The sequence below is a fragment of the Rhodothermales bacterium genome, assembly GCA_039944855.1.
In the GTDB taxonomy this organism is placed as follows: domain Bacteria; phylum Bacteroidota; class Rhodothermia; order Rhodothermales; family JANQRZ01; genus JBBSMX01.
This window is the reverse complement of sequence record JBDUXZ010000040.1, coordinates 13,416-37,777: the sequence shown is the minus strand read 5'-3', so window position 1 is coordinate 37,777 and position 24,362 is coordinate 13,416. Positions and strand designations below refer to the sequence as shown.

Sequence of the window (24,362 nt, the reverse complement as noted above, 5' to 3'; positions counted from 1 at the left end):
GGGCTTGATGAATCAAGCCCCCTACCGCCGCTTCCAAGTATGCGTTTCTGCCTCTCGTTGCTTCTCCTCGTCCTCGCCGTGCCAGCGGCCGTGGCGCAGGACATCCCGCCGCGCCCGTCGCCCTCGGAAGGCCTCGTGATCGACCGCGCCGGGCTGCTCTCAAGCGCAGAGCGGCAGGCGCTCAACCAGAAGCTCATCGCCTTCGACGACACGACCTCGAACCAGATCGTCGTCGTGATCCTGCCGACGCTCGACGGCGCGGATGCGGGGCAGTTCGCGACGGAGCTCGGACAGGCGTGGGGCGTGGGGCAGGGCGCCACCGACAACGGCGTCGTCCTCCTCGTCTCGACCGAGGACCGGCAGGTGTTCATCGCGACGGGCTTCGGGCTCGAAGGAGCGATCCCCGATGCCGTCGCCGGGCAGATCGTCCGCCGCATCATCGTGCCGAGCTTCCGGCAGGGGCAGTTCTACGGCGGCATCTCCGAAGCCGTCTCCGCTCTGATGGACGCCGCCGCCGGCGAGTACAGCGTCGCCGACGGCGGGCCGGAGGGGCCGGGCGACGGCGTACCGCTCGCGCTGATCGTGATCGTCCTCGTCATCGTGATCGCGCTCGTGTCCTCCGGGCGCGACGGCGGGCGCGGCAACGGAGGCAGGAAAGTGCGTCGGGGCTCGGGGATGCCGCCCGTGATCGTCTTCCCCGGCGGATGGGGCGGCGGGCATCGCGGCGGCGGCGGGTTCGGCGGCGGTGGCTTCGGTGGTGGGGGCGGTTTTGGCGGCTTCGGCGGCGGCGGCTTCGGCGGCGGCGGTGCGGGCGGCGGCTGGTGAGGCGTACTTTTAGCTTTCCCGCCCAACGATTCCCGCCCAACGATTCCCGCCTCCGATGGACCGCCTCGACACCCTCCTCGACTACCACCGCGAGGACCCGGACGACCCGTTCGTCCGCTACGCCATTGCGCAGGAGCACCTCAAGCGCGGCGAAACAAACGAGGCGCTGGCGTGTTTCGAACGGCTGGCCGACGAGCACCCCGACTACGTCGGCACGTACTACCACCTCGGCAAGCTCTACGAAACGCTCGGTCGGCCGGACGAAGCGATCCGCACGTACCGGACCGGCGTGGACCGGGCCGGACAGGCCTCTGATCTCCATGCCCGCTCGGAGTTGCAGGGCGCCCTGCTCGAAGCGCAGGGCATCGGGTTCGATGACGAATAGCAATCAGTTGATGATGCGAGAGACGATGAGACGATGGCTCTACCGCGCGGCGCTCGCCGTCACGCTCGCCCTCGCCGTACCGGCGTCGGCCGTGTGGGCGCAGACGACCGCGATCCACGTCGTGCAGCGCGGCGACACGCTGTTCAAGATCGCGCGCGCGAACGGGCTGACCGTCGCGCAGCTCAAGGCACTTAACGGGTTGACGACGGATGTCATCAGCGTCGGGCAGCAGCTCGCGATCGCGCCGCTGGAGGGCGCCACGCCGCGCCCGATTCAAGGGGCGGCCCTCCCCGGCTTGCCCGCCGCACAGCCGCCCGGACCGGCAGAGCAACCGGCCCCCGCATCGACGCCTACGCCAGCACCCGCGCCGCTGGAAGATGAGTACGCCGACGAACCGGCCGACGTCGGGCCGTCGGTGATCGTCGCGGCCGGGGGGCGTGAGATCGTGCTCGACCCGCCCGACCCGATCCCGACGGGGCCGCCGCCGCCGCCGCCGCCGCCCGCGACGATCTCGCGCGTCCGCATCGGTGCGGGTACGAGTGGGCAGGTCATCCTGTCGGCCCGGCCGGTGGCCGGCGACGAGGCGGCGCAGGTCCACGTCGTGCAGGCGGGGGAGACGCTCTTCGCGATTGCGCGCCTCTACGGCACGACCGTCGACGCGCTCCGCCAGCGGAACAGCTTGAGAGGCGATAATCTCGCCGTCGGGCAGCAGCTGGCGGTTTCGGGCGCAGCCCGGCCCGCCGCTCCCGTCGTGCTACCCGGGGCCGGACAGCCCTACGACGTGACGCAGAGCACGGTCGGCGACGATCAGGTCCACACCGTCGTGCGGGGCGAGACCCTCTTCACCATCGCCGCGCGCTACGGCACGACCGTCGGCCGCCTCCTCGCCGTCAACACGCTCACGACGGCACCGCTGCCGGCCGGCACGCTCGTCGTCCTCCCCGATTCCGTGGGTGCCAAGCACTACCGCCAGCCCGCGCCGCCGCCGACCGCCGACGAGACCGGCCTCGCCCTCGTCTACCCCGACTCGTACCGAGGCCGCGAGACGATCAGCGGCGAGCCTTACGACCCGGCCGCGCTCACGGCGAGCCACCGGACGCTCCCGTTCGGCACCGTCCTCCTCGTCACGATGCCCGCGACGGGCCGCAGCACGCTCGTCCGCGTCAACGACCGCGGCCCCGTCAGCGAAGGCTTCCTGATCGAGCTGTCGGAGGCGGCGGCGGCGGCGATCGGGCAGAACGCGGGCGCGGCGGAGAAAGTCGAAGTCCGCATCGCGCAGTAGCGGCGTGGGCCGTAGCGCCCTGCGCTTCGTGTGCAGAAACGGGCCGTTCACAACACGCCGGGGCACGCCGCGCCCCATCGGTAACTCGGCGGCGGGTTTCCCGTAGTGGAGGTAACCAATCGTCGCACCTCCTCCCGCGACGTGCGGTGTTGAGATCGGCCCGGCCTCGGAGAAGGGATAGCTCCGGGGCCGGCCTTTTTTTGGGCCATCGTCGTGTGGTCGCGCGCGAAGGAACGTGCAGCGCGGCGGGTGCTACAAGGGGGCAATCAATTCCTGCCGCTATGCCCGCTCCGCTTCCCGCCCCGTCTGCCGTCCGCTACGCCCTCCCGCTCCGCGAGGGTGGCTCGCTTCCGGCGCTTGTCGAGACCGACGACGGCGATCTCTTCGTGGTCAAATTCCGGGGCGCGGGGCAGGGGGCGCGGGCGCTCGTCGCCGAACTGATCGTCGGTCTCGTCGCGCAGCGCCTCGGGCTGCCCGTGCCCGACCTCGCGGCGGTCCACCTCGACGAAGGGTTCGGGCGGACGGAGCCAGACCCGGAGATTCAGGACATCCTCCGCGGCAGCCGGGGCCCGAACGTTGGGCTGCGCTACCTCGACGGGGCATTCACGTACGACCCCGTCGCCGTCGCCGACCTCGTCACGCCGGAGCGCGCCGCCGACGTCGTTTGGCTCGACGCGCTCACGACGAACATCGACCGGACGCCGCGCAACCCGAACCTCCTCGTCTGGGAGGACGCCGTGTGGCTGATCGACCACGGCGCCGCGCTCTACTTCCACCACGACTGGCCGAGCGTGGACGAGACGCGGGCGCGCTCGCCGTTCGCCCCGATCAAAGACCACGTCCTCCTCCCCCGCGCTTCGTCCCTCGCCGACGCCGACGCCCGCCTCGCGCCGCGCCTCACCGACGAAGCGCTCCGCGCCGTGCTCGATGCCGTCCCGGACGCTCTGCTGATGGACGCGCCGGAGGGGAGGACGCCGCCGTTCGCGACGCCCGAGGCGAACCGGCAGGCCTACCTCGACTACTTCCGCACCCGGCTGGGCGGCCCCCGAGTGTTTGCCGCCGAGGCCGAACGGGCCCGGCAGGCCGTGCAGTCGGCGATGCCCGAAACGCTGTCCTACCGCCGATGAGTGTGATCCACGACTACGACTACGCGACGGTCCGCGTCGTGCCGTGCGTCGCCCGCGAGGACTTCGTGACGGTGGGCGTCGTGCTCCATGCGCGGACCGCGCGCTTCCTCGAAGCCCGACTCCGCCGCGACGCTGCGTGGCTCACCGCCCGCTGTCCCGACCTCGACGTGGACTTGCTCGACCGCTTCCTCGACGCCTACGAGCGTGTCGCTGCGGGTGGGGCCGAGGGCGGGCCCGTCGGGCTGCTGCCGCCGAGCGAGCGGTTCCACTGGCTGACGGCCCCGCGCAGCGCCGCGCTCCAGACCTCGCCCGTCCACACCGGCCGCACGACCGATCCGGCCGCCGTGCTCGACCGCCTCTTCGCGCAGCATGTCGAGAGCGGCTGAAGGGTGGAGACGGGGGCGTCCGAGAGGTGGCAGCGGATTCGCAGGCGGGGTATCCCCGCTTCTGGAGAGGGCTACCGAGGGGGGGGGGGGCGCAATATACCCGGCACCGGGGATGGCGCTGCGGTCGGGAGGCAGGCTAACCTGGGATGTCCCTCTCACCTCCCCGCATCCCCATGGCCTTCCGACTCCCGCTCGTCCCCCTCCTCCTCGTGCTCTTCGCGGCCGTCCCCGCCCAGGCGCAGTGGCAACGCGTGGACCCGTTCATCGCCACCAACGACCTCTACGCGGTGAACCTCGTCGCCGCCGACGCGGACTACGTGTACGCCTCCGTCCTCGCCGGTCAGCCCGTCCCCAACCGGTTCGACATCGTCCGCTCGGCCGACGACGGGGCCTCGTGGGAGGTGGTGTTCACCGGCTACAACGGTAGTGCGCGCGGCTCGTTCTTCGGCGATCTCGACGGCCGGCTCGCTGTACTCATCCAGGGCGGCGGCGTGACGGGCCTGCTCCTGTCCAACGATCAGGGCACGACCTGGGCCGAGACGCCCTCCCGTCTGCCCGCCGGCCAAGGCGCGAGCGTGGCCCGCGACGGTGACACCTACGTCGTGACGGGCGGCAACACCTCGTACCGCTCCACCGATGGCGGCGCGACGTGGATTCCGCTGGAGCAGCGGGCGATGGCCGGCGTGGTCCGGTTCGGCGGGGCGTTCTTCGCGCTCAACAGCATCGGCCAGCTCTTCCGGCTCGATGGAGACGCGTGGACGGCGGTCCCCTTCGACGGATCGGCGCAGTTCGCCACGAACCTGTGGGTCGAAGGCGACATGCTCTGGGTGAAAGCCTCGGCCGGCTCGCTGTTCGCCTCGGCCGACGGCACGGCGTGGAGCGGGCAGCCGACGGCGGAGCCCACCGCGTGGGGCCGCGTGCACTACACCCCGGACGATGCGCGCCCGTGGTTTCTCTACAACGCTGTATTCGCCCAGGACCTGTTCCTCTCCAGCGATCAGGGCGCTACGCTCGCCTCGATTGGCGACGGCTACCCGCTCGACGACAACGGCGTGCTCTGCACCTCGAACTATGCCATCTCGCCCAACGCCGTGATCGGGAATGCGTGGGCGTGCTCGTTCGCCGAGCCCGAGCGCAACGGCGTCTTCCGCTACGTCTTCGGCGAGACGGTCGCCACCGGGCCGCTCGACCCCGGCTTCGGGGTGAACGGCCGCACAGTTTTTCCTCTGTTCAGCGGCATCGAATACGGCGTGGGCGTGCTTCCGCCCTCGGCCTCCGGCTTCGGCGGTGACGAGAGCACACTCGTCGTGGGGTCCTACGGATCGCTCGTCCGCCTCCTCCCCGACGGCTCGCTCGACCCGGACTTCGGCACGGACGGCGTGGCGAGCCCGCACTTCAACGGCACGCTCAACGCCTTCCGCGTGGCCGACGGCGATGTGCTCATCGTGGGGCTCTCCGAAACGTGGCGCGTCAACGCCGACGGATCGCTCGATACGGGCTACGGCACAGACGGGATCGTGGGCGTGGGCGGATCCGTGGCGGTGCCTGCGGCGGACGGCGGTGCCGTGGTGCAGGGGTTCTTCGCGCCCGGTGGCGGTGCCTTGACCCCGGGCCTCGTGAAGCTGACGCCGGATGGCGCCGTGGACGCGGCCTTCGGGACGGACGGCTACTTCTTCCCCGCCGACGGGACGACGTTCGGCGGCCTCGATGTGGACGGCCAGGGGCGTGTCGTAGCGGCGTTCAAGGACGGTTCTATAGATCCGACGTTCGTCTACCGGCTGCTGCCGGGCGGCACGCTCGACGCCGGCTTCGGCGCGAGTGGCGTCGCGACGCTCTCGACGCTCGCGGCGCAGCAGAAAGGCGTGACCGTGGACGACGATGGTCGTCCGGTTCTGGCCGGGTACGCGCTTGGTGGCGGCCCTCTCGCCGTCGCCGTGGCGCGGCTCACAGCGGCGGGCGCCGTGGACGTCTCGTTCGGAGAGGACGGCCTGACGGTGGTCCCGCTCGACGAGACGGCGAATTCCGCCTCGCCCCTCATCCTTCGCGTGGCCGACGACGGAGCGGTCGTCGTCGGGGGCACGATCAGCTTCTCGCGGCCAGTCAACGGCGGCGTGCTCGGCGCGCAGGCTGCCTACCTCGTGCGCCTCACCTCGGGCGGCCAGCTCGATGCCGGCTTCGGGAACGGCGGGACGTTCCGGGTCGACCTCGGCGGCGGGGCCGACCTCGTCTATGACCTCGCCTTCGACGCCGAGGGGCGCATCCTCGCCGCCGGCCAGTCGGACGTGGGGTCCAGCCAGCAGAACGACCGCGCGTTCGTGCTCCGCGCCTTCTCGAACGTGGGCACCGACGACGAGGACGCGCCCACCCTGACGCATCCGCAGGATGCGCGCCTCGCCGTGTGGCCCAACCCCTCGGCCGGTGCTGTCACGGTGCGCCTGACCCTCGACGCTCCGGCGTCGGGCCGCGTGGTGGTCTACGACGTGCTCGGGCGTGAAGTCGCCCGCCTCGCGGTCGGCGCGCTCAGAGCGGGCGAGCACGAGTTCTCGGTGCCGTCAGGCCTCGCGCAGGGCGTCTACGTGCTGCACGCGACCGTGGGCGAGGCGCGCACCACGCGCCGGTTTACGGTGATCCGCTGATCCGAGCGGTCCAGTAGAGTCCGGGGGCATCGCCCCGGGGCGTCGTCGGTGAGGCGGCTCCGGGGCGATGCTCGTTCGGGACGGTGAGTGTGCGCGGAGTTATCTTGCGAGGGCGTGTGTGGCTCGGCTCTCCGTGGGGTTTTGGCAAACAAACCCCGCCTCCCGCGCGTGTACACCTTCTCCGATCTGTGACCCAGCCTACTCCCCGATGAACAACGATCCCTTCGGCGCACGCGACACCTTCGACACCGGCAACGGCTCGGCCTACTACTACCGGCTCGGCCGGATGGAAGAGCTCGGCCACGGCGCCATCAGCCGGCTCCCGTTCTCCATCAAGATCCTCCTCGAAGGCGCGCTCCGCGGGCTCGACGGCCGGCTCATCACGGAAAAGGATGTCGAGACCCTCGCCAAGTACGACCCGTCCGGGCCGGAGCAGACCGAGATCCCGTACAACCCCGGCCGCGTCCTCCTGCAGGACTTCACCGGCGTGCCTGCCGTCGTCGACCTCGCCGCGCTCCGCAGCGCGATGGCCCGGCAGGGCGGCGACCCCGAGGAGATCAACCCCCGCGTCCCCGTCGACCTCGTCATCGACCACTCGGTGCAGGTCGACTCGTTCGCCCTCCCGCAGGCGTTCCAGATCAACGCCGAGATCGAGTTTCAGCGCAACCGCGAGCGCTACGAGTTCCTCCGCTGGGGTGCCGACGCGTTCGAGAACTTCAGCGTCGTCCCGCCCGAGCGCGGGATCTGCCACCAGGTCAACCTGGAGTACCTCGCCAAAGGCGTGATGACGACGATGACGGACGAGGGTCTGCCCCTCGCCTACCCCGACACGCTCGTCGGGACCGACTCGCACACGACGATGATCAACGGGCTCGGCGTGCTCGGGTGGGGCGTCGGCGGGATCGAGGCCGAGGCGGCGATGCTCGGCCAGCCGATCTTCATGCTCATGCCCGAAGTAATCGGGTTCAAGCTCACGGGTCGGCTGAAGGAGGGCGTCACGGCGACGGACCTCACGCTGACCGTCACGCAGATGCTCCGCAAGCACGGCGTCGTCGGCAAGTTCGTCGAGTTCTACGGCACCGGCCTCTCGGCGATGACGCTGCCCGACCGCGCGACGATCGCCAACATGGCGCCCGAGTACGGCGCGACGATGGGCTTCTTCCCCGTCGACGAGGAGACGCTGAACTACATGCGGCGGACGAACCGGCCCGAGGACCTCGTCCAGCTCGTCGAGCGCTACGCGAAGGCGCAGGGCCTCTTCCGCACCGACGAGACGCCCGACCCGCAGTTCCGCGACACGCTCGAACTCGACCTCGGCGACGTCGAGCCCAGCCTCTCCGGGCCGAAGCGCCCGCAGGACCGGCTCACGCTCGGCCAGATGCAGCCGCAGTTCCACGAGGCGCTGCGTCGTCCGGCCAGCCCGCAGGGCTTCGGGCTGAGCGACGAACGCATTGGCAAGACGGGCCGCTACAAAGACGATCAGGGCAACGAACTCGACATGCACCACGGGGATGTGACGATCGCCGCCATCACGTCGTGCACGAACACGTCGAACCCGAGCGTGATGCTCGCGGCCGGGATGCTCGCCAAGAAGGCCGTCGAGAAAGGGCTGAAGGTCCCACCCTACGTCAAGACCAGCCTCGCCCCCGGCAGCCGCGTCGTGACCGAGTACCTCAACGCGGCCGGCTTACAGGAGTATCTCGACCAACTCGGCTTCTCGCTCGTCGGCTACGGCTGCACGACGTGCATCGGCAACTCGGGCCCGCTGCCTGATCCCGTCGAGGATGCGATCAAAGACGGCAACCTCATCGTGGCCGGCGTGCTCTCGGGCAACCGCAACTTCGAGGGCCGCATCCACCCGCTCGTGAAGGCGAACTACCTCGCGAGCCCGCCGCTCGTCGTCGCCTACGCCCTCGCCGGAACGGTCGACATCGACCTGCGAAACGATCCGATCGGGCAGGACACGGACGGCAACGACGTCTTCATGCGCGACCTCTGGCCGAGCGCGCAGGAGATCCTCGACGCCATCAACGAGCACGTCAAGCCCTCGCAGTTCGCCGAGATGTACGACGGCATCGAGGAGTCGAACCCGAAGTGGAACGACATGCCGATCTCCGGCGGCGCGCTCTACGAGTGGACCGACGACTCGACCTACATCCAGGAGCCGCCGTTCTTCATGGACGTGACGCCCACCGTCCCGACGATCCAGCCGATCAAAGGGGCGAAGCTCCTTGCCAAAGTCGGCGACTCGACGACGACGGACCACATCTCGCCCGCCGGCGCGATCCCGCCCGGCGAGCCCGCCGGCCGCTACCTGCAGGAGCACGGCGTCGAGCCCAAGGAGTTCAACTCGTTCGGCTCGCGGCGCGGGAACGACCGCGTGATGACGCGCGGCACGTTCGGCAACATCCGCCTCCGCAACCAACTCGCGCCGGGCACCGAGGGCGGCTGGACGACCTACTTCCCGACCGGCGAGCAGATGTACATCTACGACGCCGCGATGAAGTACCAGGCCGACGGCACGCCGCTCGTCGTCGTCGCCGGGAACGACTACGGGATGGGCTCGTCGCGCGACTGGGCGGCGAAGGGGACGATCCTCCTCGGCGTCAAGGCCGTCATCGCCGAGAGCTTCGAGCGGATCCACCGCTCGAACCTCGTCGGAATGGGCGTGCTCCCGCTCGTGTTCAAGGACGGCGAGACGCTCGACACGTTTGGGCTCGATGGGACCGAGACGTTCTCGATCCCCGTCCCCGACGACCTCGAAGCAAACCAGGACGTGGAGGTGATCGCCCAGCGGGCCGACGGCAGCGAGGTCTCGTTCCCCGTGACGTGTGCGCTCTCGACGCCGATCGAGGTGGAGTACTACCGCCACGGCGGCATCCTCAACTACGTCCTCCGCGACTTCCTCAACACGTCGCTGGAGACGGCCTAGATCGTCTGCTGGATCTTCCAAGAAAGGCCGCGCCCTCCTTAGAAGGCGCGGCCTTTTTGCTAGGGGCGCAGCGGGGTTACTTGGATTTCTTCGTGCCGCCCTTGCTGCCGCCTTTGTCGCCAGCTTTGGTTCCGCCGGCCGGCTTGTTGCCCTGGGGCTTCTTGGGGTCTGCCATCGGAGTTGACCTCGCAATGAGGTAGATGGAGTGGATAGGTGCGAACGCTGTGCGTCGCCGTTAGACACCCGTGAGAGTAGCGAAGCGAGCGGTCGGTTCCCGGTGCCGTAGCAGGGGGCGAAATAGTTTGGCAAAAAAGGAAAAGGCCGCGTCCCTGCGGTGGGACGCGGCCTAGAGCGAGGGCGTATCGCCGCTACGGCGTCCGATCCGGGATGGCGCCCTGCGGGTCGGAGATGACGATCTCAACGCGGCGGTTCTGCTGGCGGCCGGCGGGGGTGTCGTTCGATGCAACGGGGTAGGCCTCGCCGTAGCCGCGCGTGCGGATCCGCGTGCCGGCGATGCCCTGCCCGGTGAGCGACGTCCGCACGGCGTCGGCGCGGCGCTGGGAGAGGCTGAGGTTCGACTGGTCCGAGCCGACGCTGTCGGTGAACCCCTCGATGAGCACGTTCCGCTCGGGGTTCTCGTTGAGGAAGGTGACGAGGGCAGCCGTCGTGCGCTCGGCGCCGGGCTTGAGCGTGGCCTGGCCCGTGTCGAAGAGCACGTCGCCCAGCGTGAGGACGAGGCCCCGCCGCGTCAGCTCGGCCTCGAGCTCGTTCACCTGCTCGGCGAGTTCGCGGGCGCGGGCGAGCGCGGCCTCGGCCTCGGCCTGGGCGGCGATGGCGCGGGCACGCTCGGCCTCGGCTTCGCGCTGGGCCCGCTCGGCCTCCGTGGCGCGGGCTTCGAGCACGACCTGCTGCCGCTCGTTGCGGACCTCCTCGACCTCCTTCTGCGCGGCGTTCAGCTTGGCCGTCTCTTCGGCGATGCGGACGCGCTGGTGGGCGAGGTAGGCGTGGTGCTCCACTTCATCTACATCCTCTTTCTGCTCCCACACCGAGATGGCTCGGCGGAGGGATTCCTGCGCTTCTTGCAGGGCGACGGGCGCGTTCGCAACGATGACGGGGTCGTTCGAGGCGCGGTTGTAGGCCTCGCGGGCCTCGGTGAGTGCGACGTTCGCACGCGGCGGGCCGCCGCACCCTGCGACGAGCAGAGGGACGAGGACGAGGGAGAACAGGAGACGTTTCATAGCGGGAGGCGGGATAGACAGTGGGGATCTAGAAAGGGGCGATGCGGAAAGTGGCTACTGTCCGCCGCTCGCCGGACGGTTCCGGTTGATCTCATCGCGGAGGACACGGATGCTCTCGCGGAGTTCGTCGACGGCGGCCTGCGCTTTCGCAGAGCGCGCCGTGGCCTCGGCGAGCTTGGCGTCGATCTCGGCCTGCTCGGAGAGCATCTGCGCCCGGCGGTAGTCGCCGCGGTTCGAGGCTTCCTCGGCCTGCTGCACTTTCTGGCGGGCGTTGCGGAGCGCGAGCGGCGCGGCTTCCGACGCGCCGGCCTGGTCGGCCTGAGCGATCGCGGAGCGCGATGCCGAGAGGTCCGGCGGGGGGAGCTTGGAGCCCGCGCAACCTGCGATGAGGAGCGCGAGCGCCGCGAACAAAACGGGGGCGGCGGAGGCGAATCGGAGCGGAGTCATGGGAAGGGGTCGGGTGGTGGGGAAGGGAGCGTGCAGTGGGGGCCAGTCAGTAGGTGTCTTCTGATAATATCGATGACCGAGGTGGGATGCAGCACGCCGCCGCCGATCCGTCGCGTGAAGGGCCTTGTGTGGGGTCACCCGCCCGCCGCGAGCCGGCGGAGTTCGTCCGCGTCGATCCGGTGCCCGCCGTCGAAGCGGACGGTGCGATGGTCGACGCCTGCCGCGCGTAGCCGGGCCTCCTCCTCGGCCACGCGTTCCGGCGTCGCGTACTCGTCTTCGGTCCCGACGACGAGCGTGAGCGCCGTATCGTTCAGCCAGGTCCGGTGCGCTGCGAGGTCGAGGTCGTGGGGGAGGAGCGAGCCCCACAGGATGAGGCGGTCGGCGGGCGGACGGGCAAGCGCAGGGCTGCGGGCGAGCCAGCGCGTGACGGTCGCGCCGCCCTGCGAGAACCCGAGCGCGGTGAGCCGGACGTGGACGCGCCCGGCCCGCGTCAGCACGTCGGTGTACACGGCATCGAGGAAGCGGACGTAGTCGTCGATCTCGGCCTCGCGCCCCTCGCGCGTCATCCACGATGCGCCGACGCGGTGGTGCGTCCCCGAGCCGTCGTCGAGGTAGAACCGCGACAGCCCCTCGGGCGCGACGATGAGCCGGTGCGGGGCTTCTATCTCGCGGAAGGGCCGGAGGAAGTAGGAGGCGAGCTGCCCATAGCCGTGGCACACCATCCACACCTCTTCGACCGGCCCCGTCGGTTCACCGAGGAGAGCGTAGCGAGCGGTGCGATAGACGGGGACGGCGTACTCCTGCATGGTTCGAGGGGCGAGAGCGGAAGGGCGTCCGCGCGCTGGCGCGGTGGACGGAAATGGAAAGCGCCGGACCCTCGAGAGGATCCGGCGCCTCGCAAACGAGCGCGACGGGCTATGCCGTCGTCACGACGCTGTCGTCCATGCCGTATTCGACGTAGGACGCCGCAGGCGAGCGAAAGAGGCCACGCTGGTTGATGTGCCCGGCGTAGCGGCCGAGCAGCTTGAAGCCTTTCTGCCCCGCGCTCACCGACGTTTCCGTCCCGTCGTCGTGCAGGAGGCGGAACTCGTCCTCGTCGCGGTAGACCCGGCACACGTCGAGGGCACCGCCGTAGAGCACCGCTGCCATCTCGCCGTTGCCGACCTCCGCCTCTTGGAGCAGGAGGTAGCCGCCGCCGTCCACGTTGATCCCGCGGGCTTCCTGATCCGAGAGCCGCACGGCGAAGGTCTTGTCGAGCTCCGGGAACAGGTCCTTCAGCGTAATCTCGTCGACGCTGAGGCTGATCTCGAACGAGCCGTCCTCGACCGTGCCCTGCACCGGGAAGCCGGTGGCCTGGAGCCCGGAGCGCTGCCCGACGAGCCGGTAGCCGTTCTGGTCCCGTGTGAGGTAGCCCTTCTTCGCGAGCGCCTGGAGGTTCTGCGTCACGGAGTTCGGCGAGCGGTAGCCGAAGTGGTCGACCACTTCGCGGTAGGTCGGCCAGACCTTCTGCTTCCGCACATGCTCGGCGAGGAACTGCAGGAAGGAGTGCTGTTTAGACGTAAGCTGCTTGCGGCTCATGGCGTGAGGCGGGTCGTAAAGGGCGTCAAATGAGCAATTTATGGCGGCGGCAACATACGTTACTCACACATAGTGTGTCAAATGGGGAGACTAAAAACCCCACTTTTCACACATAGGGAGATACCCGATACGACATGCGGTGTCCTCCTCAGCCCGAAACCGACGCCGTTTCGCCTTGGGAGGCAGCGGGCTCCATCGTGCCCGGTGCCACGACGTCGAACATGAGCCGGACCTCTTCTTGGATGAGGTCGTCGGGCTTGCCGGGGTAGGTGAGATCCCAGCGGCTGCGCTCGATCAGGAAGTCGGCGGTGGCCGTGATGGCGTCGTCGGTGACGGTGACTTTCGCGGGGAACGTGATGCGCTGCGCCTGCCCGTGCATCGTGAGGACGCCGCCGATGCGGTGCGTGGCCTCGGCCCACTCAACGGAGTCTTCGACGGCAATGAGCTCGAAGGAGTCGGCGCGGAAGGTGGCCTCGGAGAACTGCTCGACGTCGAAGAAGTCGGCGCTCTTGAGGTGGCCGGTGAGCTTCTCGTTATCGCTCCAGATGGAGGCCGCGTCGATCGTGAGGTCCACGCCGGTGAGGACGCCGCCGTCGCGGTACACGACGCCGTCGAAGGTGCGGAAGCCGCCATCGTGCGCGCCGGTCACCTTCGCCGCGCGCCAGCGGATGGCGCTCTGCGCGGTGTCGATGGCGACGGGCGTGCCGGTGAACGGCTCGGCCGCGTTCGCCATCGGCGACACGTCTTCGACGGTAGCCTGCGGGGCGTCGCCGACGTCGGCGCAGGCGGTGAGGCCGCCGAGCACGCCGAGGAAAAAGAGGGCGGAGAGGAAGTGGGTGGTCGTGTTCATGGCGAATGCTGAGGGTTAGGGGGAGCAGGGACCGCGCCAAACACTTGTTTCGACAAGTATGTTCCCGGCCCGGGCTTACTCGTGATCTAGCGCCCCATTTATAGCTGCCCAGCGGAGCCTGCGGATGACGCCTGCCTGCTCAGCGCCCCGTCCGCGCGGTGAGCTGGTCGATAACTTTGCTGACGCGGTGCGGATACGCGTCCTCGACGTGGTGCCGCAGGAAAGCGTCGACGAGGCGGTTCACCTCCGCGCGGAGGTCGTCGTCGAGCGCCATCCGCATGACGGTGTCGAGGTCGGCGCGGGCGAAGACGGCGAAGGAGCGGAGCGCGGCGCGGCTCGCGCGGAGCCCCGCCTTCGGCACGGCGGCCGTCGGGAGGACGGCCCCGGTGTCGAGCGCGAGCACGCCGCCGCCGTCGTCGAGGGCGAGCACAGCGTCGCGGTCGATGTCGGGAGAGAAGCCGAGGAGGGCGGCGAGGCGGAGCTGGAAGTAGGGCAGCACGTTCGCGGCTCGCTCGGGCGCGTCGTTGAGCCGAAGCAGCGACTGGACGAGGAGCGTGAAGAGGAGGACGTTCTGCTCCTGGTCCTGTGAGAGCACGCGCGCGAGCTCGACCATCCGCAGCCCGACCGTGATCCGGCCCATGTCGGCCGCCGTCCCGTGGAGGACGCGGACGTGCGTCGCCTCCTTCAGCGTCTGCATGCCCCGGCCGGGCTTGTAGTAGTAGACGACCTGCACGTAGGCCATCGGCTGGAGCGACGACCCGAACCGGCTCTTGGGGCGACGCGCGCCCTTCGCCATCACCGTGAGCTGCCCGTGCTGCCGCGTGAAGAGCGTGACGATCTGGCTCGTCTCGCCGTATTCGATGGCGCGGAGGACGACGGCGTCGGTGCGAACGATCATGGCGGGGGGAGGCGGGCGGGGAGCCGCCAACGTACGACGGCGCGGTGTCAACGCTGCGTCGGTGGCGAGGCGCGGGCGCGGATGTGGGCCTGAATATCAGGGGGAGAGTTACGGAGGGGAAGGCGGAGTGTCTAATAAAAACAAGTGTCTGATGTCGTCCATCCAACCCGCTCCGTGATGCACCGCTTCTACGCCCTCCAGCAACGCCTCGCCATCACCTCGTCGGAGTCCTCCGCGCTCGTCTTCGTCGTCGTGCTCCTCCTCGTCGGGCTCGGCGTCCGCTACGAGCAGGGCCGGTCGGTACCGCAGGGAGAGGCGGCCTACGCGGCGCTCGACAGCACGTTCGCTGTTCGCACGGCATCGCTCCAGCCCGAGCTTCCGGTCGAGGGCACGGAGGCCAAGGCCGCTCCCGCAGGAGACGAAGCACGTCTCGCGTCGGCCGAGCCTCGCACGCCGCGTCGGCCGATGAAGCAGGGCCCGGTGCGGATGAACGTCAACACGGCCTCGGAGCAGTTGCTCCAGCGGCTCCCCGGCATCGGGCCGAAGATGGCCGAGCGCATCGTCGAGTACCGGGCGGCCCACGGCGACTTCGCGCGGCCTCGCGACGTGATCCGCGTCAAGGGGATCGGGCCGAAGACGTTCGAGAAGCTCGCGCCGTACCTCTTCGTGGAAACCGATCAGCTAGCCATAGCCGTCGGCGCGGACGGGCTGTAGCGCGCTACGTGGCGTCGCTGTCGGGCCGGGGGCGCTCGCCGGGCGGCTCCGGCTCCCCGCTCGGGCTGCCGTCGCCGAAGCGCTGCTGACGGCGGGCGATCTCGTCCTGCGTCCACGAACGGCTCGTGTGCTCCTCCCGGTTCAGGAACCGGTGGACGGGGTAGAGCAGGATGAACGCGAGGACGAGGAAGCCGACGACGGAGCCGGTGATCACCCAGTACGCGTTTTCGACATCGCTGGGATTCATGGGGCGGGGTGGCGGGTGGAATCGGTGCTGACACGCGCCGACCCCTCGGAGGTTCGACGCGGCGAGGTGGCGGTGCGTTCGGCGGCGGTAGCTTGTGGGCTCACCCATTCCGCTTCCAATGTCCGATCTCCCCCGCGCCGCCGTCCGCGTGGCCGACGTGTACCCGTACCGACGCGGCGCCGACGGCGTCGAGTTCCTGCTGCTCCGCCGTGCGTCGGGGCGCGTCTACGCCGGGACGTGGCGCGTCGTGGGCGGGAAGATGGAAGGGGGCGAGGCGGCGTGGGAAGCCGCGCTCCGCGAAGTCACGGAGGAGACCGGACGGCGACCGGTCCGCGCGTGGACCGTCCCGAGCGTGAACGCGTTCTACGAATGGCAGACGGACCGGCTCAACCTGATCCCCGCCTTCGCCGCCGAACTCGACGGCGACCCGGTGCTGGACGACGAGCACGACGCCTTCGCGTGGCTCCCGCCCGATGCGGCGGCGGCCCGGCTCGCGTGGCCCGAGCAGCAGCGTCTCCTCCGGCTCGTCGCCGACCTCCTCTCCCGCGACGCCCTTCCCCCCGAACTCACCCTCCCCTCCGACCCATGAACGTCCTCGTCATCAACTGCGGCTCCTCCTCCCTCAAGTTCGATGTGCTCGACGTCGACACGCGCGACACGCTTGCCGAGGGGCACGTCGAGCGGATCGGCGCCGTCTCGTCGCTCGTGTCCGTCCGCGTCGGGGACGGGAAGAAGACGCGCCAGAGCCTGCAGGCGTCCGACCACACCGAGGCGCTCCAGTTCGTGATGAAGGCGCTCTTCGAGGGCGACGACCGGCTCGACGCGACGATCGACGCCGTCGGGCACCGCGTCGTCCACGGCGGCGAGCGCTTCGCCGAGAGCGTGCTGATCGACGACGAGGTGATCGACGCGATCCGTGACGCGTTCGACCTCGCCCCGCTCCACAACCCGGCGAACCTCCGGGGCATCAAAGCGGCGCAGGCCGCGCTCCCCGACGTGCCGCACGTCGCCGTCTTCGACACGGCGTTCCACCAGACGCTCCCCGAGCACGCCTTCCTCTACGCGATCCCGAACCGGCTCTACCGCCGCCACAAGATTCGTCGCTACGGCTTCCACGGCACCAGCCACTACTACGTCAGTCGCCAACTCTACGAGCTCGCCGGCATCGACAAGCTCGACAGCCGGGTCATCACGGCCCACCTCGGCAACGGCTGCTCGATGGCGGCGATCCGAGACGGCCGGAGCGTCGACACGTCGATGGGGATGACGCCGCTCGCCGGGCTCGTGATGGGCACGCGCTGCGGCACGATCGACCCGAGTATTGTGTTCGACCTCGTCGAGAAAGAGGAGCTGACGCTCGCCGAGGTCCACTCGATGCTGAACCGCTACAGCGGGCTGCTCGGGCTCAGCGGCTACGCCGCCGACATGCGCGACTTGCTGGCCGAGGCCGACGACGGCGACGTCCGCTGCCGCCAGGCCGTCGACGTGTTCTGCTTCCGTGCGAAGGCGTACATCGGGCAGTACCTCGCCAGCCTCAACGGGGCCGACGCCCTCGTCTTCACCGCCGGCATCGGGCAGAACAGCCCCCGCATCCGCGCCCAGATCTGCGCCGACCTCGACCGCCTCGGCATCGTGATCGACCCCGAGCGGAACGCCGCCGCCGTCGGCACCGCCGCGAAGATCTCGACGGACGACAGCCCCGTGCAGGTCTGGACGATCCCGACGAACGAAGAGCTCGTCATCGCCATCGACACGCAGAAGATCGCGCAGGCCCGCGTGCAGAGCCCGTACGTGTGATGCGTGAGACGTGATGCGTGAGAGGAGGCTCGACGGTGGTGCTTGGCCTCACGCATCACGTCTCACGCATCACGTAACTTCCGCCGCCTCCCGCTCACCCAATTCGTTCTAATGAAAGACACCATCCGCATCGCTTCCGGCCAGGGCTTCTGGGGCGACCTCCAGCGCGCCCCCATCGACCAGGCCCGCGGCGGCCCCATCGACTACCTCGTGATGGACTACCTCGCCGAGGTGACCATGTCCATCCTCCAGAAGCAGAAGCTCCGCAACCCCGACCTCGGCTACGCGCGCGACTTCGTCGAGGTCGTGACCGAGCTGCTGCCGGACATCAAAGAGCGCGGGTTCACGATCATCTCGAACGCGGGCGGCGTGAACCCCCTCGCCTGCCGCGACGCGATCGTGGCGTACGCGAAGGAGCATGGCATCACCGGTGTCAAGATCGCCGTCGTCACCGGCGACGACCTCCTCGACGACCTCGACGCCCTCCTCGCCGATGGCGTCGAGCTGAAGCACATGGAGACGGGTGAATTGCTCGCGCCCGTCCGCGACCAGATGGTGAGCGCGAATGCGTATCTCGGCGCCGGGCCGATCGTGGAGGCGCTGAAGCAAGGAGCCGACGTGGTCATCACCGGGCGCACGACCGACACCGGCCTCACGCTCGCCCCGATGATCCACGAGTTCGGCTGGGACCGCGAGGACTGGGACAAGATGGCCGCCGGGACGGTCGCCGGGCACATCCTCGAATGCGGCGCGCAGTCGTCGGGCGGCAACTTTACGGACTGGGACACCGTGCCGGACATGGCACGCATCGGTTTCCCAATCGTGGAGGCGCACCCCGACGGGACGTTCGCGGTGACGAAGCACGACGGCACCGGCGGCCTCGTCTCGACGGCGACCGTCGCCGAGCAGTTGCTCTACGAGATCGGCGACCCGAAGGACTACATCACGCCGGATTGCATCGCCGACTTCACCTCGATCCACCTCGACGCCGATGGCCAGAACCGCGTCCGCGTTCACGGCATCGCGGGCGAGCCGGACACCGAGTTTTACAAAGTCAGCGCCGCGTATTCGGACGGCTGGAAGGCGTCGTCGACGCTCGTCTACGCCTGGCCCGACGCGGCGAAGAAAGCCCGCGCCGCCGCCCAGATTCTCAAAGATCGGCTCGACGCGCTCGACCTCACCTTCGACGAATATCGCAGCGAACTGATCGGCCTCAACGCTCTCTCCGAGCGCGACGACCGCGAGGCGACGGGCACGGACGACCTCGACGAGGTGATGCTCCGCGTCTCCGTCCGTTCCCAGAGCCGCGAGGCCGTGGAGCAGTTCGGCCGCGAGATCGCGCCGCTGATTCTCACCGGCCCGAGCGCCGTGACCGGTTTCGCCGGGGGCCGCCCGAAGCCGAGCGAGGTGATCGCGTACTGGCCCGCGCTGATTCCCAAGAACCGCGTCCACCCCGAGGTGTCGGTCACCGAGACGTGATTACGTGTGGACGTTTGGAGGTGTGGACGTATGAATGGGAGGTGTCCTGCAACTGCTGAGTTGGTGCAAGTCAAGCTGCTTTCCCTCTTGCTCATGCTCAGTGCTTGCGGACTAGCTGGACCGCCCGACGGCGGTGACCTCTCAGAAAGACTCGCTGAACGTGTCCGCGAGAGTCGTGGCGATACCATCGACTTCGCCGAGCTTGCGCCTTTCGAGTGGACGCGGTTCTGCGTCTTTCATCCATATACCACAGTGGAGATGGCTGAAGCCGACCTTGGCTTCGACTGGCCTTATCTCTGGAGTGGTGAGAAGTCCAATGAGGGCACAAATTATCTCGTTTTCCTGAACGGCAATACCGTTGTCGCCGCCTTCGATCACCCCAGCGACCCGGGTGACTTCGCAGAGTTAGAGGAGCCGTGTCGCACGCGATCCGCTGCTCAGTTTAGCGTTCGCAGGGTTGATTCCCCCCGAGGCGGCTTCGTCATTGGGAATCCCGTTCTCGTCCCACGCTCAGTGCCCTAAAGTCGTAGTAGAAAGTGCGCTCGCAGGTTGACGCCTCTGATTTGCTAGGCGTGGAAGCATGGAACACGTCTAGACCTCCACACACCCACACTTCCACACCTCACCCACCGGATCACAACCCTCGGCGGGGCGTTGGGAGGAGCACGCCCACCGCCCCGCCATGAGCCCGCTCCGCCGCCTCAACCCGTACCTCTGGACCTACCGTGGGCTGATGATCCCCGGCCTGATCGCGGCCCTCGCCTCGGCGGGCTTCGCGATCGTCGTGCCCGTCGTCGTCCGTGTGGCCGTCGATGCGATCCCGCGGATGGTGACGGTCTACAAGCTCTACGAGGGCACGGCGGCCGACGGGTTCCTCTTCGCGTACTTCAGCTACGCGCTCATCCTTGTGGCGGCGGCGATCATGGCGCTCTCGCTCGTCAGCGGGCTCTTCTCGTTCGTGATGCGTCGGACGGTCGTCGTCGCGAGCCGGCACATCGAGTACGACCTGCGGAACCGGCTCTACGGGCACCTGCAGACGCTCTCGGCCGGGTTCTACCACCGCTTCCCGACGGGCGACGTCATCACGCGCGCCACGAGCGACATCGAGCGGGTCCGCCGCTACATCGGCCCGGCCATCATGTACGCCGTCCGCGCCCTCACGACGGTCGCGACCGTCCTCGTGGTGATGCTGCTGATCTCGCCGACGCTCACGCTGTGGGCGCTCGCGCCGATGCCGTTCCTGGCCGTCGCCATCTTCTTCGTCTCCAAACTCGTCCACGACCGCACCGACGCGATGCAGAGCCAGTACTCGACGCTCACGAGCCGGGTGCAGGAGGCGCTCGCCGGCGTCCGCGTCGTGAAGGCATACACGCGTGAGCGCTTCGAGGAGCAGCGGTTCGAGACGGAGAGCCACGCCTATCAGGAGCGCGCGCTCGACCTCGCCCGCGTCGACGCCGCCTTCCGCCCGATCATGCAGATCCTTATCGGCGCGTCGACGATCCTCGTCGTGTGGATCGGCGGGCGGCTCGTGATCGAGGGCGCGATCACGCTCGGCAACATCGCCGAGTACATCATCTACGTCGCGATCATGACGTGGCCGGTGGCGTCGTTCGGCTACGTCATCTCGATGATCCAGCAGGCCTCGGCGAGTGCGAGCCGCCTCTTCGAAATCCTCGACACCGAGCCGGCCGTGCTCGACACGGAGCGGACCGACCACGCCGTGCGCGCGGTCGAGGGCCGCGTCACGTTCGAAGACGTCCGCTTCCGCTACCTCTCCGAAGGGCCGGATGTGCTGCACGGCCTTTCGTTCGACGTGCCCGCCGGGACGACGCTCGGGATTGTCGGGCGGACGGGCTCGGGCAAGTCGACGCTCATCGAACTCATCCCCCGCCTCATCGAGCCGACCGGCGGCACCGTGAAGGTGGACGGCCGCGACGTGCAGACGATCCCGCTCCAGACGCTCCGCCAGAGCATCGGCGTCGTGCCGCAGGAGGTTTTCCTCTTCTCCGACACCGTCGGCAACAACATTGCCTTCGGCGAGCTCGATGCCCCCGGCGATGCGATCCGGCAGGCGGCGACGGAGGCCGACCTGCTCGCGAACGTCGAGGACTTCCCGTCGGGCTTCGAGACACGCGTCGGCGAGCGGGGGATCACGCTCTCGGGCGGGCAGAAGCAGCGGACGGCGATCGCGCGCGCGCTCATCCGCGAGCCCCGCATCCTCCTCTTCGACGACGCGCTCTCGGCCGTCGACACGCGGACCGAGGCGACGATCCTCGGCCACCTCCGCCGCCACTACGGCCGCCGCACGATCGTCGTCGTGAGCCACCGCATCTCGGCCGTGCAGGACGCCGACCAGATCCTCGTGCTCGACGACGGCGTGATCGCCGAGCGCGGCGACCACGACACGCTCGTCGAGGCCGGCGGGCAGTACGCCGAGCTCTACCGCAAGCAGCTCCTCGAAGCCGAGCTCGAAGAAGCGCTCTGATTTTGCGCCTTTCTCCATCGCGGTAGGGGCGACCGGCCGGTCGCCCCTACGTCGTCTCCTCTCATGTCCATCGTCACCGACATCATCCCGCTCGGGACCGGCAGTGCGATCCCGACGCGGGGCCGCCACCTCTCGGGGTGCGCGCTCCGGCGAGCGGGCCGCGTCCTCCTCTTCGACTGCGGCGAGGGCACGCAGCTCCAGCTCCTCCGCGCGGGCGTCAAGCGCTCGCGCATCGAGGCCATCTTCATCACCCACTTCCACGGCGACCACCTCTACGGCCTGCCGGGCGTGCTGACGACGATGGCCCTCCTGAACCGGACCGCCCCGCTCACCGTCGTCGGGCCGGCGGGGCTGCGCGAGATCGTCCAGGCGTTGCCGGGACTGAAGAACGATTGGCTGCCGTTTGAGGTCGACTACGTCGAACTCGCGGAGGGCTTCGAACACGCCGTCGTGTACGAAACCGACGCGTTCACCGTCGAGGCGCGGCCGCTCGCGCACCGCGTGTTCGCCGCCGGCTTCCGGTTCGAAGCGAAGGCACGGCCGGGTCGGGTGGACGTTGCGAAGGCGGCGGCACTCGGCATCGTCGGGGCCGACATCGGGCGGCTCGTGCGCGGCGAGGCGGTGCGCGTGAACGGCCGCGTCGTGCAGCCGGAGGAGGTCGTCGGGCCGTCGCGCCCCGGCGTGTCGTTCGCGTACTGCCTCGACACGATGCCGTGCGACGGCGCGCGGGCGCTCGCCGCCGGCGTTGACCTCCTCGTCCACGAGGCGACGTTCACCGAAGACCTCCGCGAGCGGGCCGAAGAGACGGGCCACTCGACGGCGCGGCAGGCCGCCGAGGTGGCCCGCGACGCACGCGCGAAGCGGCTGCTGCTCACCCACTTCTCCGCGCGCTACGACACGGCGGAGCCGCTCGTCGCCGAGGCGCGCGCCGTCTTCGAGAACACCGAAGCGGCTCGGGAATTAGAGGCTTTTTGCGTGACCCGTGATACGTGATGCGTGAACTCGGGTGCGAGCGCCGCGCCTGGATTCACGCATCACGCATCACGCATCAGAGACGAGTGTGGCAGACGACACGAGCACCGACGGACAGGCCGAAGCCAAAGCGAAAGAAGCCGCCTACGACGGCAGGCTTTTCCGCCGCATTCTCGCCTTCCTCCTCCCGTACAAGTGGCAGGTGATCGTCGCGAGCGTGCTCGTCCTCGCGACGGCCTTCCTCGGCGCGTACCAGCCCAAGCTGGTCCAGGTCGCGATCGACGGGTACATCACCGAGGGCGACGTCGGCGGGCTCCTCGAGATCGTCGGGCTCCTCGTCCTCGTCCTCATCGGGCAGGGGCTGACGGCGTTCGTCGGCGACTACACGACGCAGTGGGTTGGCCAGCACGCGCTCTACGACCTCCGCACGAAGGTCTTCCGCCACATCCAGAACCAGCCGCTCGGCTACTTCGACCGCACGCCGATTGGCCGGCTCATCACGCGTACGACGTCGGACATTGAAGCCCTCTCCGACCTCCTCTCAGCCGGCGTCGTGGCGATCCTCGGGAGCCTCGCCCAACTCGTCTTCATCGCGTACTTCATGTTCTCGCTGAACGTCACGCTCGCGCTCGTGACGCTCGCCGTGATGCCGCTGATGTTCTGGGCGACGATGAAGTTCCGCGACCGCGTGCGCGTCGTCTACCGCGAGACGCGGAAGCAGGTCAGCCGGCTGAACTCGTTCCTGCAGGAGCACATCACCGGGATGCGCGTCGTGCAGATGTTCAACCGGGAGGACGAAGAGCTCAAGCGCTTCCGGGAGATCAACGACGAGCACCGCGTGGCGCAGGTGAAGGGCATCTTTTACTACGCCCTCTTCTTCCCCGCCGTCGACATCATCGCCGCGCTCGCGCTCGGCCTCGTGATCTGGTTCGGCGGGACCGAGGCGATGCGGGCGACGCTCACGGCCGGCGTGCTCATCGCGTTCATCCAGTACGCCCGCCGCTTCTTCGAGCCCATCCGCAACCTCTCCGATCAGTACAACACGTTCCAGAGCGCGATGGCCGCCAGCGAGCGGATCTTCGATGTGCTCGACCACGACGAGGCCTTCGCCGAGGCCGCCGAGCCTGCCGATCTCGGGACGTGCCGCGGCCGGATCGAGTTCGAAAACGTGTGGTTCGCCTACGAGAACCTGCCCGACAGCGACGAGCCGAACTGGGTGCTCCGCGACCTCTCGTTCACCGTCGAGCCCGGCGACACCGTCGCCCTCGTCGGCGCGACGGGTTCGGGCAAGACGACGATCATCAACCTGCTCCTCCGGTTCTACGAGGTGCAGCGCGGCGAAATCCGCGTCGACGGCGTCCCGATCCAGCGGCTCCGCCTCGCCGACCTCCGCAGCCACATCGGCCTCGTGCTGCAGGACGTGTTCCTCTTCTCCGGCACCCTCGCCGAGAACATCACGCTCGGCGACCCGGCGAAGAACGTGCAGGACGTCGAGCGCGCGATTGACCTCGTCGGAGCCGACCGGTTCATTGACCGGCTGCCGGACGGACTCGCGCACCAGATCGGCGAGCGCGGCGTGACGCTCTCGCACGGGCAGCGCCAGCTCGTCTCGTTCATCCGCGCGCTCGTCTACGACCCCGAGATCATCGTGCTCGACGAGGCCACGAGTTCGGTGGACACAGAGACGGAAGAGCTCGTGCAGACGGCACTCGAGACGCTGATGGAGGGGCGGAGCGCGCTCGTCGTCGCCCACCGGCTCTCGACGATCCAGCACGCCGACCAGATCCTCGTGATGCACAAGGGTGCCATCCGCGAGCGCGGCACGCACCAGGAGCTCCTCGCGCTCGACGGGCTCTACCGGCGGCTCTACGAGCTGCAGTACGCCGATCAGGAGCGCACGGCGGCATAGTCCTGGGCACGGCGGCGGGGGCGAAGCGGTCTGGATCTGCGCAGTGACGGACGGACGCGCGCTGCTCGAATGGAGCGGCGGTCTTGCCGGATTAGCCAGCGAGGAGCCGCCTTGCGTGGGCGCCTCGCGGTGGGCAGGGACATCTGGCGCACCGGAGATGCGTCTCAGGAGCGAA

Annotated in this window: 22 protein-coding genes; 14 read left to right on the top strand and 8 right to left on the bottom strand. The window is 69.1% G+C overall.

What is annotated here, in order from left to right:
* The first annotated feature begins 39 nt into the window (after positions 1 to 39).
* The 7 genes from ABJF88_19300 to acnA all read left to right on the top strand — a co-directional run bounded on the left by ABJF88_19300 (position 40) and on the right by acnA (position 9,573).
* A complete protein-coding gene (locus ABJF88_19300) occupies positions 40 to 825 on the top strand; it encodes a TPM domain-containing protein (GenBank protein ID MEP0549086.1) in 786 nt (261 codons plus the stop codon).
* 55 nt (positions 826 to 880) lie between these two features.
* On the top strand, positions 881 to 1,210 hold the full coding sequence (locus tag ABJF88_19295) for a tetratricopeptide repeat protein (protein MEP0549085.1): 330 nt from the start codon (positions 881 to 883) through the stop codon (positions 1,208 to 1,210).
* Complete coding sequence (locus ABJF88_19290) at positions 1,200 to 2,492, top strand: LysM peptidoglycan-binding domain-containing protein (GenBank protein ID MEP0549084.1); 1,293 nt, start codon at positions 1,200 to 1,202, stop codon at positions 2,490 to 2,492. The genes ABJF88_19295 and ABJF88_19290 overlap by 11 nt, the downstream gene beginning before the upstream one ends.
* A gap of 281 nt (positions 2,493 to 2,773) precedes the next feature.
* Positions 2,774 to 3,619 carry a HipA family kinase gene (locus ABJF88_19285; GenBank protein ID MEP0549083.1) on the top strand — a complete coding sequence of 282 codons (846 nt, stop codon included), beginning with the start codon at positions 2,774 to 2,776 and terminating at the stop codon, positions 3,617 to 3,619.
* 2 nt (positions 3,620 to 3,621) lie between these two features.
* The gene (locus ABJF88_19280) at positions 3,622 to 4,005 is read left to right on the top strand and encodes a DUF3037 domain-containing protein (GenBank protein MEP0549082.1); all 384 of its coding nucleotides are present in this window, start codon (positions 3,622 to 3,624) and stop codon (positions 4,003 to 4,005) included.
* Between the two features lie 173 nt (positions 4,006 to 4,178).
* Positions 4,179 to 6,641 carry a T9SS type A sorting domain-containing protein gene (locus ABJF88_19275; GenBank protein MEP0549081.1) on the top strand — a complete coding sequence of 821 codons (2,463 nt, stop codon included), beginning with the start codon at positions 4,179 to 4,181 and terminating at the stop codon, positions 6,639 to 6,641.
* Between the two features lie 208 nt (positions 6,642 to 6,849).
* Positions 6,850 to 9,573 (top strand): aconitate hydratase AcnA, encoded by a 2,724-nt coding sequence (acnA, locus tag ABJF88_19270; GenBank protein ID MEP0549080.1) that lies wholly within the window; start codon positions 6,850 to 6,852, stop codon positions 9,571 to 9,573.
* A gap of 368 nt (positions 9,574 to 9,941) precedes the next feature.
* On the opposite strand, the gene ABJF88_19265 is transcribed toward acnA, so the two are convergent.
* The 6 genes from ABJF88_19265 to recO form a co-directional block, all read right to left on the bottom strand.
* On the bottom strand, positions 9,942 to 10,811 hold the full coding sequence (locus ABJF88_19265; protein MEP0549079.1) for an OmpA family protein: 870 nt from the start codon (positions 10,809 to 10,811) through the stop codon (positions 9,942 to 9,944).
* Positions 10,812 to 10,865: 54 nt separating this feature from the next.
* Positions 10,866 to 11,258, bottom strand: coding sequence for a DUF4398 domain-containing protein (locus tag ABJF88_19260; GenBank protein ID MEP0549078.1), 393 nt, complete (start codon positions 11,256 to 11,258; stop codon positions 10,866 to 10,868).
* A gap of 134 nt (positions 11,259 to 11,392) precedes the next feature.
* The gene (locus tag ABJF88_19255; protein ID MEP0549077.1) at positions 11,393 to 12,064 is read right to left on the bottom strand and encodes a hypothetical protein; all 672 of its coding nucleotides are present in this window, start codon (positions 12,062 to 12,064) and stop codon (positions 11,393 to 11,395) included.
* Positions 12,065 to 12,173: 109 nt separating this feature from the next.
* Positions 12,174 to 12,836, bottom strand: a complete 663-nt coding sequence (locus tag ABJF88_19250) for a repressor LexA (GenBank protein MEP0549076.1) — start codon at positions 12,834 to 12,836, stop codon at positions 12,174 to 12,176.
* 148 nt (positions 12,837 to 12,984) lie between these two features.
* Complete coding sequence (locus ABJF88_19245; protein MEP0549075.1) at positions 12,985 to 13,686, bottom strand: YceI family protein; 702 nt, start codon at positions 13,684 to 13,686, stop codon at positions 12,985 to 12,987.
* A 139-nt stretch (positions 13,687 to 13,825) separates the two neighbouring features.
* Positions 13,826 to 14,584, bottom strand: coding sequence for a DNA repair protein RecO (recO, locus tag ABJF88_19240; protein MEP0549074.1), 759 nt, complete (start codon positions 14,582 to 14,584; stop codon positions 13,826 to 13,828).
* A 177-nt stretch (positions 14,585 to 14,761) separates the two neighbouring features.
* Between recO and ABJF88_19235 the strand changes: the two genes are divergently transcribed.
* Positions 14,762 to 15,298, top strand: coding sequence for a helix-hairpin-helix domain-containing protein (locus tag ABJF88_19235; GenBank protein ID MEP0549073.1), 537 nt, complete (start codon positions 14,762 to 14,764; stop codon positions 15,296 to 15,298).
* Positions 15,299 to 15,302: 4 nt separating this feature from the next.
* On the opposite strand, the gene ABJF88_19230 is transcribed toward ABJF88_19235, so the two are convergent.
* Complete coding sequence (locus ABJF88_19230; protein MEP0549072.1) at positions 15,303 to 15,545, bottom strand: hypothetical protein; 243 nt, start codon at positions 15,543 to 15,545, stop codon at positions 15,303 to 15,305.
* Between the two features lie 118 nt (positions 15,546 to 15,663).
* Here ABJF88_19230 and ABJF88_19225 point away from each other — a divergent pair, with 118 nt between their 5' ends.
* The 3 genes from ABJF88_19225 (at position 15,664) to ABJF88_19215 (ending at position 18,821) form a co-directional block, all read left to right on the top strand.
* The gene (locus tag ABJF88_19225) at positions 15,664 to 16,134 is read left to right on the top strand and encodes an NUDIX pyrophosphatase (protein ID MEP0549071.1); all 471 of its coding nucleotides are present in this window, start codon (positions 15,664 to 15,666) and stop codon (positions 16,132 to 16,134) included.
* Entirely contained in the window at positions 16,131 to 17,342 is a 1,212-nt protein-coding gene (locus ABJF88_19220; protein ID MEP0549070.1) for an acetate kinase, read from the top strand. Before ABJF88_19225 ends, ABJF88_19220 begins: the two co-directional genes overlap by 4 nt.
* Positions 17,343 to 17,453: 111 nt before the next feature.
* Positions 17,454 to 18,821, top strand: a complete 1,368-nt coding sequence (locus ABJF88_19215) for an acyclic terpene utilization AtuA family protein (GenBank protein ID MEP0549069.1) — start codon at positions 17,454 to 17,456, stop codon at positions 18,819 to 18,821.
* 141 nt (positions 18,822 to 18,962) lie between these two features.
* Here ABJF88_19215 and ABJF88_19210 read toward each other — a convergent pair whose 3' ends face one another.
* Positions 18,963 to 19,199 carry a hypothetical protein gene (locus ABJF88_19210; protein ID MEP0549068.1) on the bottom strand — a complete coding sequence of 79 codons (237 nt, stop codon included), beginning with the start codon at positions 19,197 to 19,199 and terminating at the stop codon, positions 18,963 to 18,965.
* A 304-nt stretch (positions 19,200 to 19,503) separates the two neighbouring features.
* Here ABJF88_19210 and ABJF88_19205 point away from each other — a divergent pair, with 304 nt between their 5' ends.
* The 3 genes from ABJF88_19205 to ABJF88_19195 all read left to right on the top strand — a co-directional run bounded on the left by ABJF88_19205 (position 19,504) and on the right by ABJF88_19195 (position 24,187).
* Entirely contained in the window at positions 19,504 to 21,306 is a 1,803-nt protein-coding gene (locus tag ABJF88_19205; GenBank protein MEP0549067.1) for an ABC transporter ATP-binding protein, read from the top strand.
* A 63-nt stretch (positions 21,307 to 21,369) separates the two neighbouring features.
* Positions 21,370 to 22,299, top strand: a complete 930-nt coding sequence (locus tag ABJF88_19200) for a ribonuclease Z (GenBank protein ID MEP0549066.1) — start codon at positions 21,370 to 21,372, stop codon at positions 22,297 to 22,299.
* 67 nt (positions 22,300 to 22,366) lie between these two features.
* Complete coding sequence (locus ABJF88_19195; protein MEP0549065.1) at positions 22,367 to 24,187, top strand: ABC transporter ATP-binding protein; 1,821 nt, start codon at positions 22,367 to 22,369, stop codon at positions 24,185 to 24,187.
* Positions 24,188 to 24,362 lie beyond the last annotated feature (175 nt).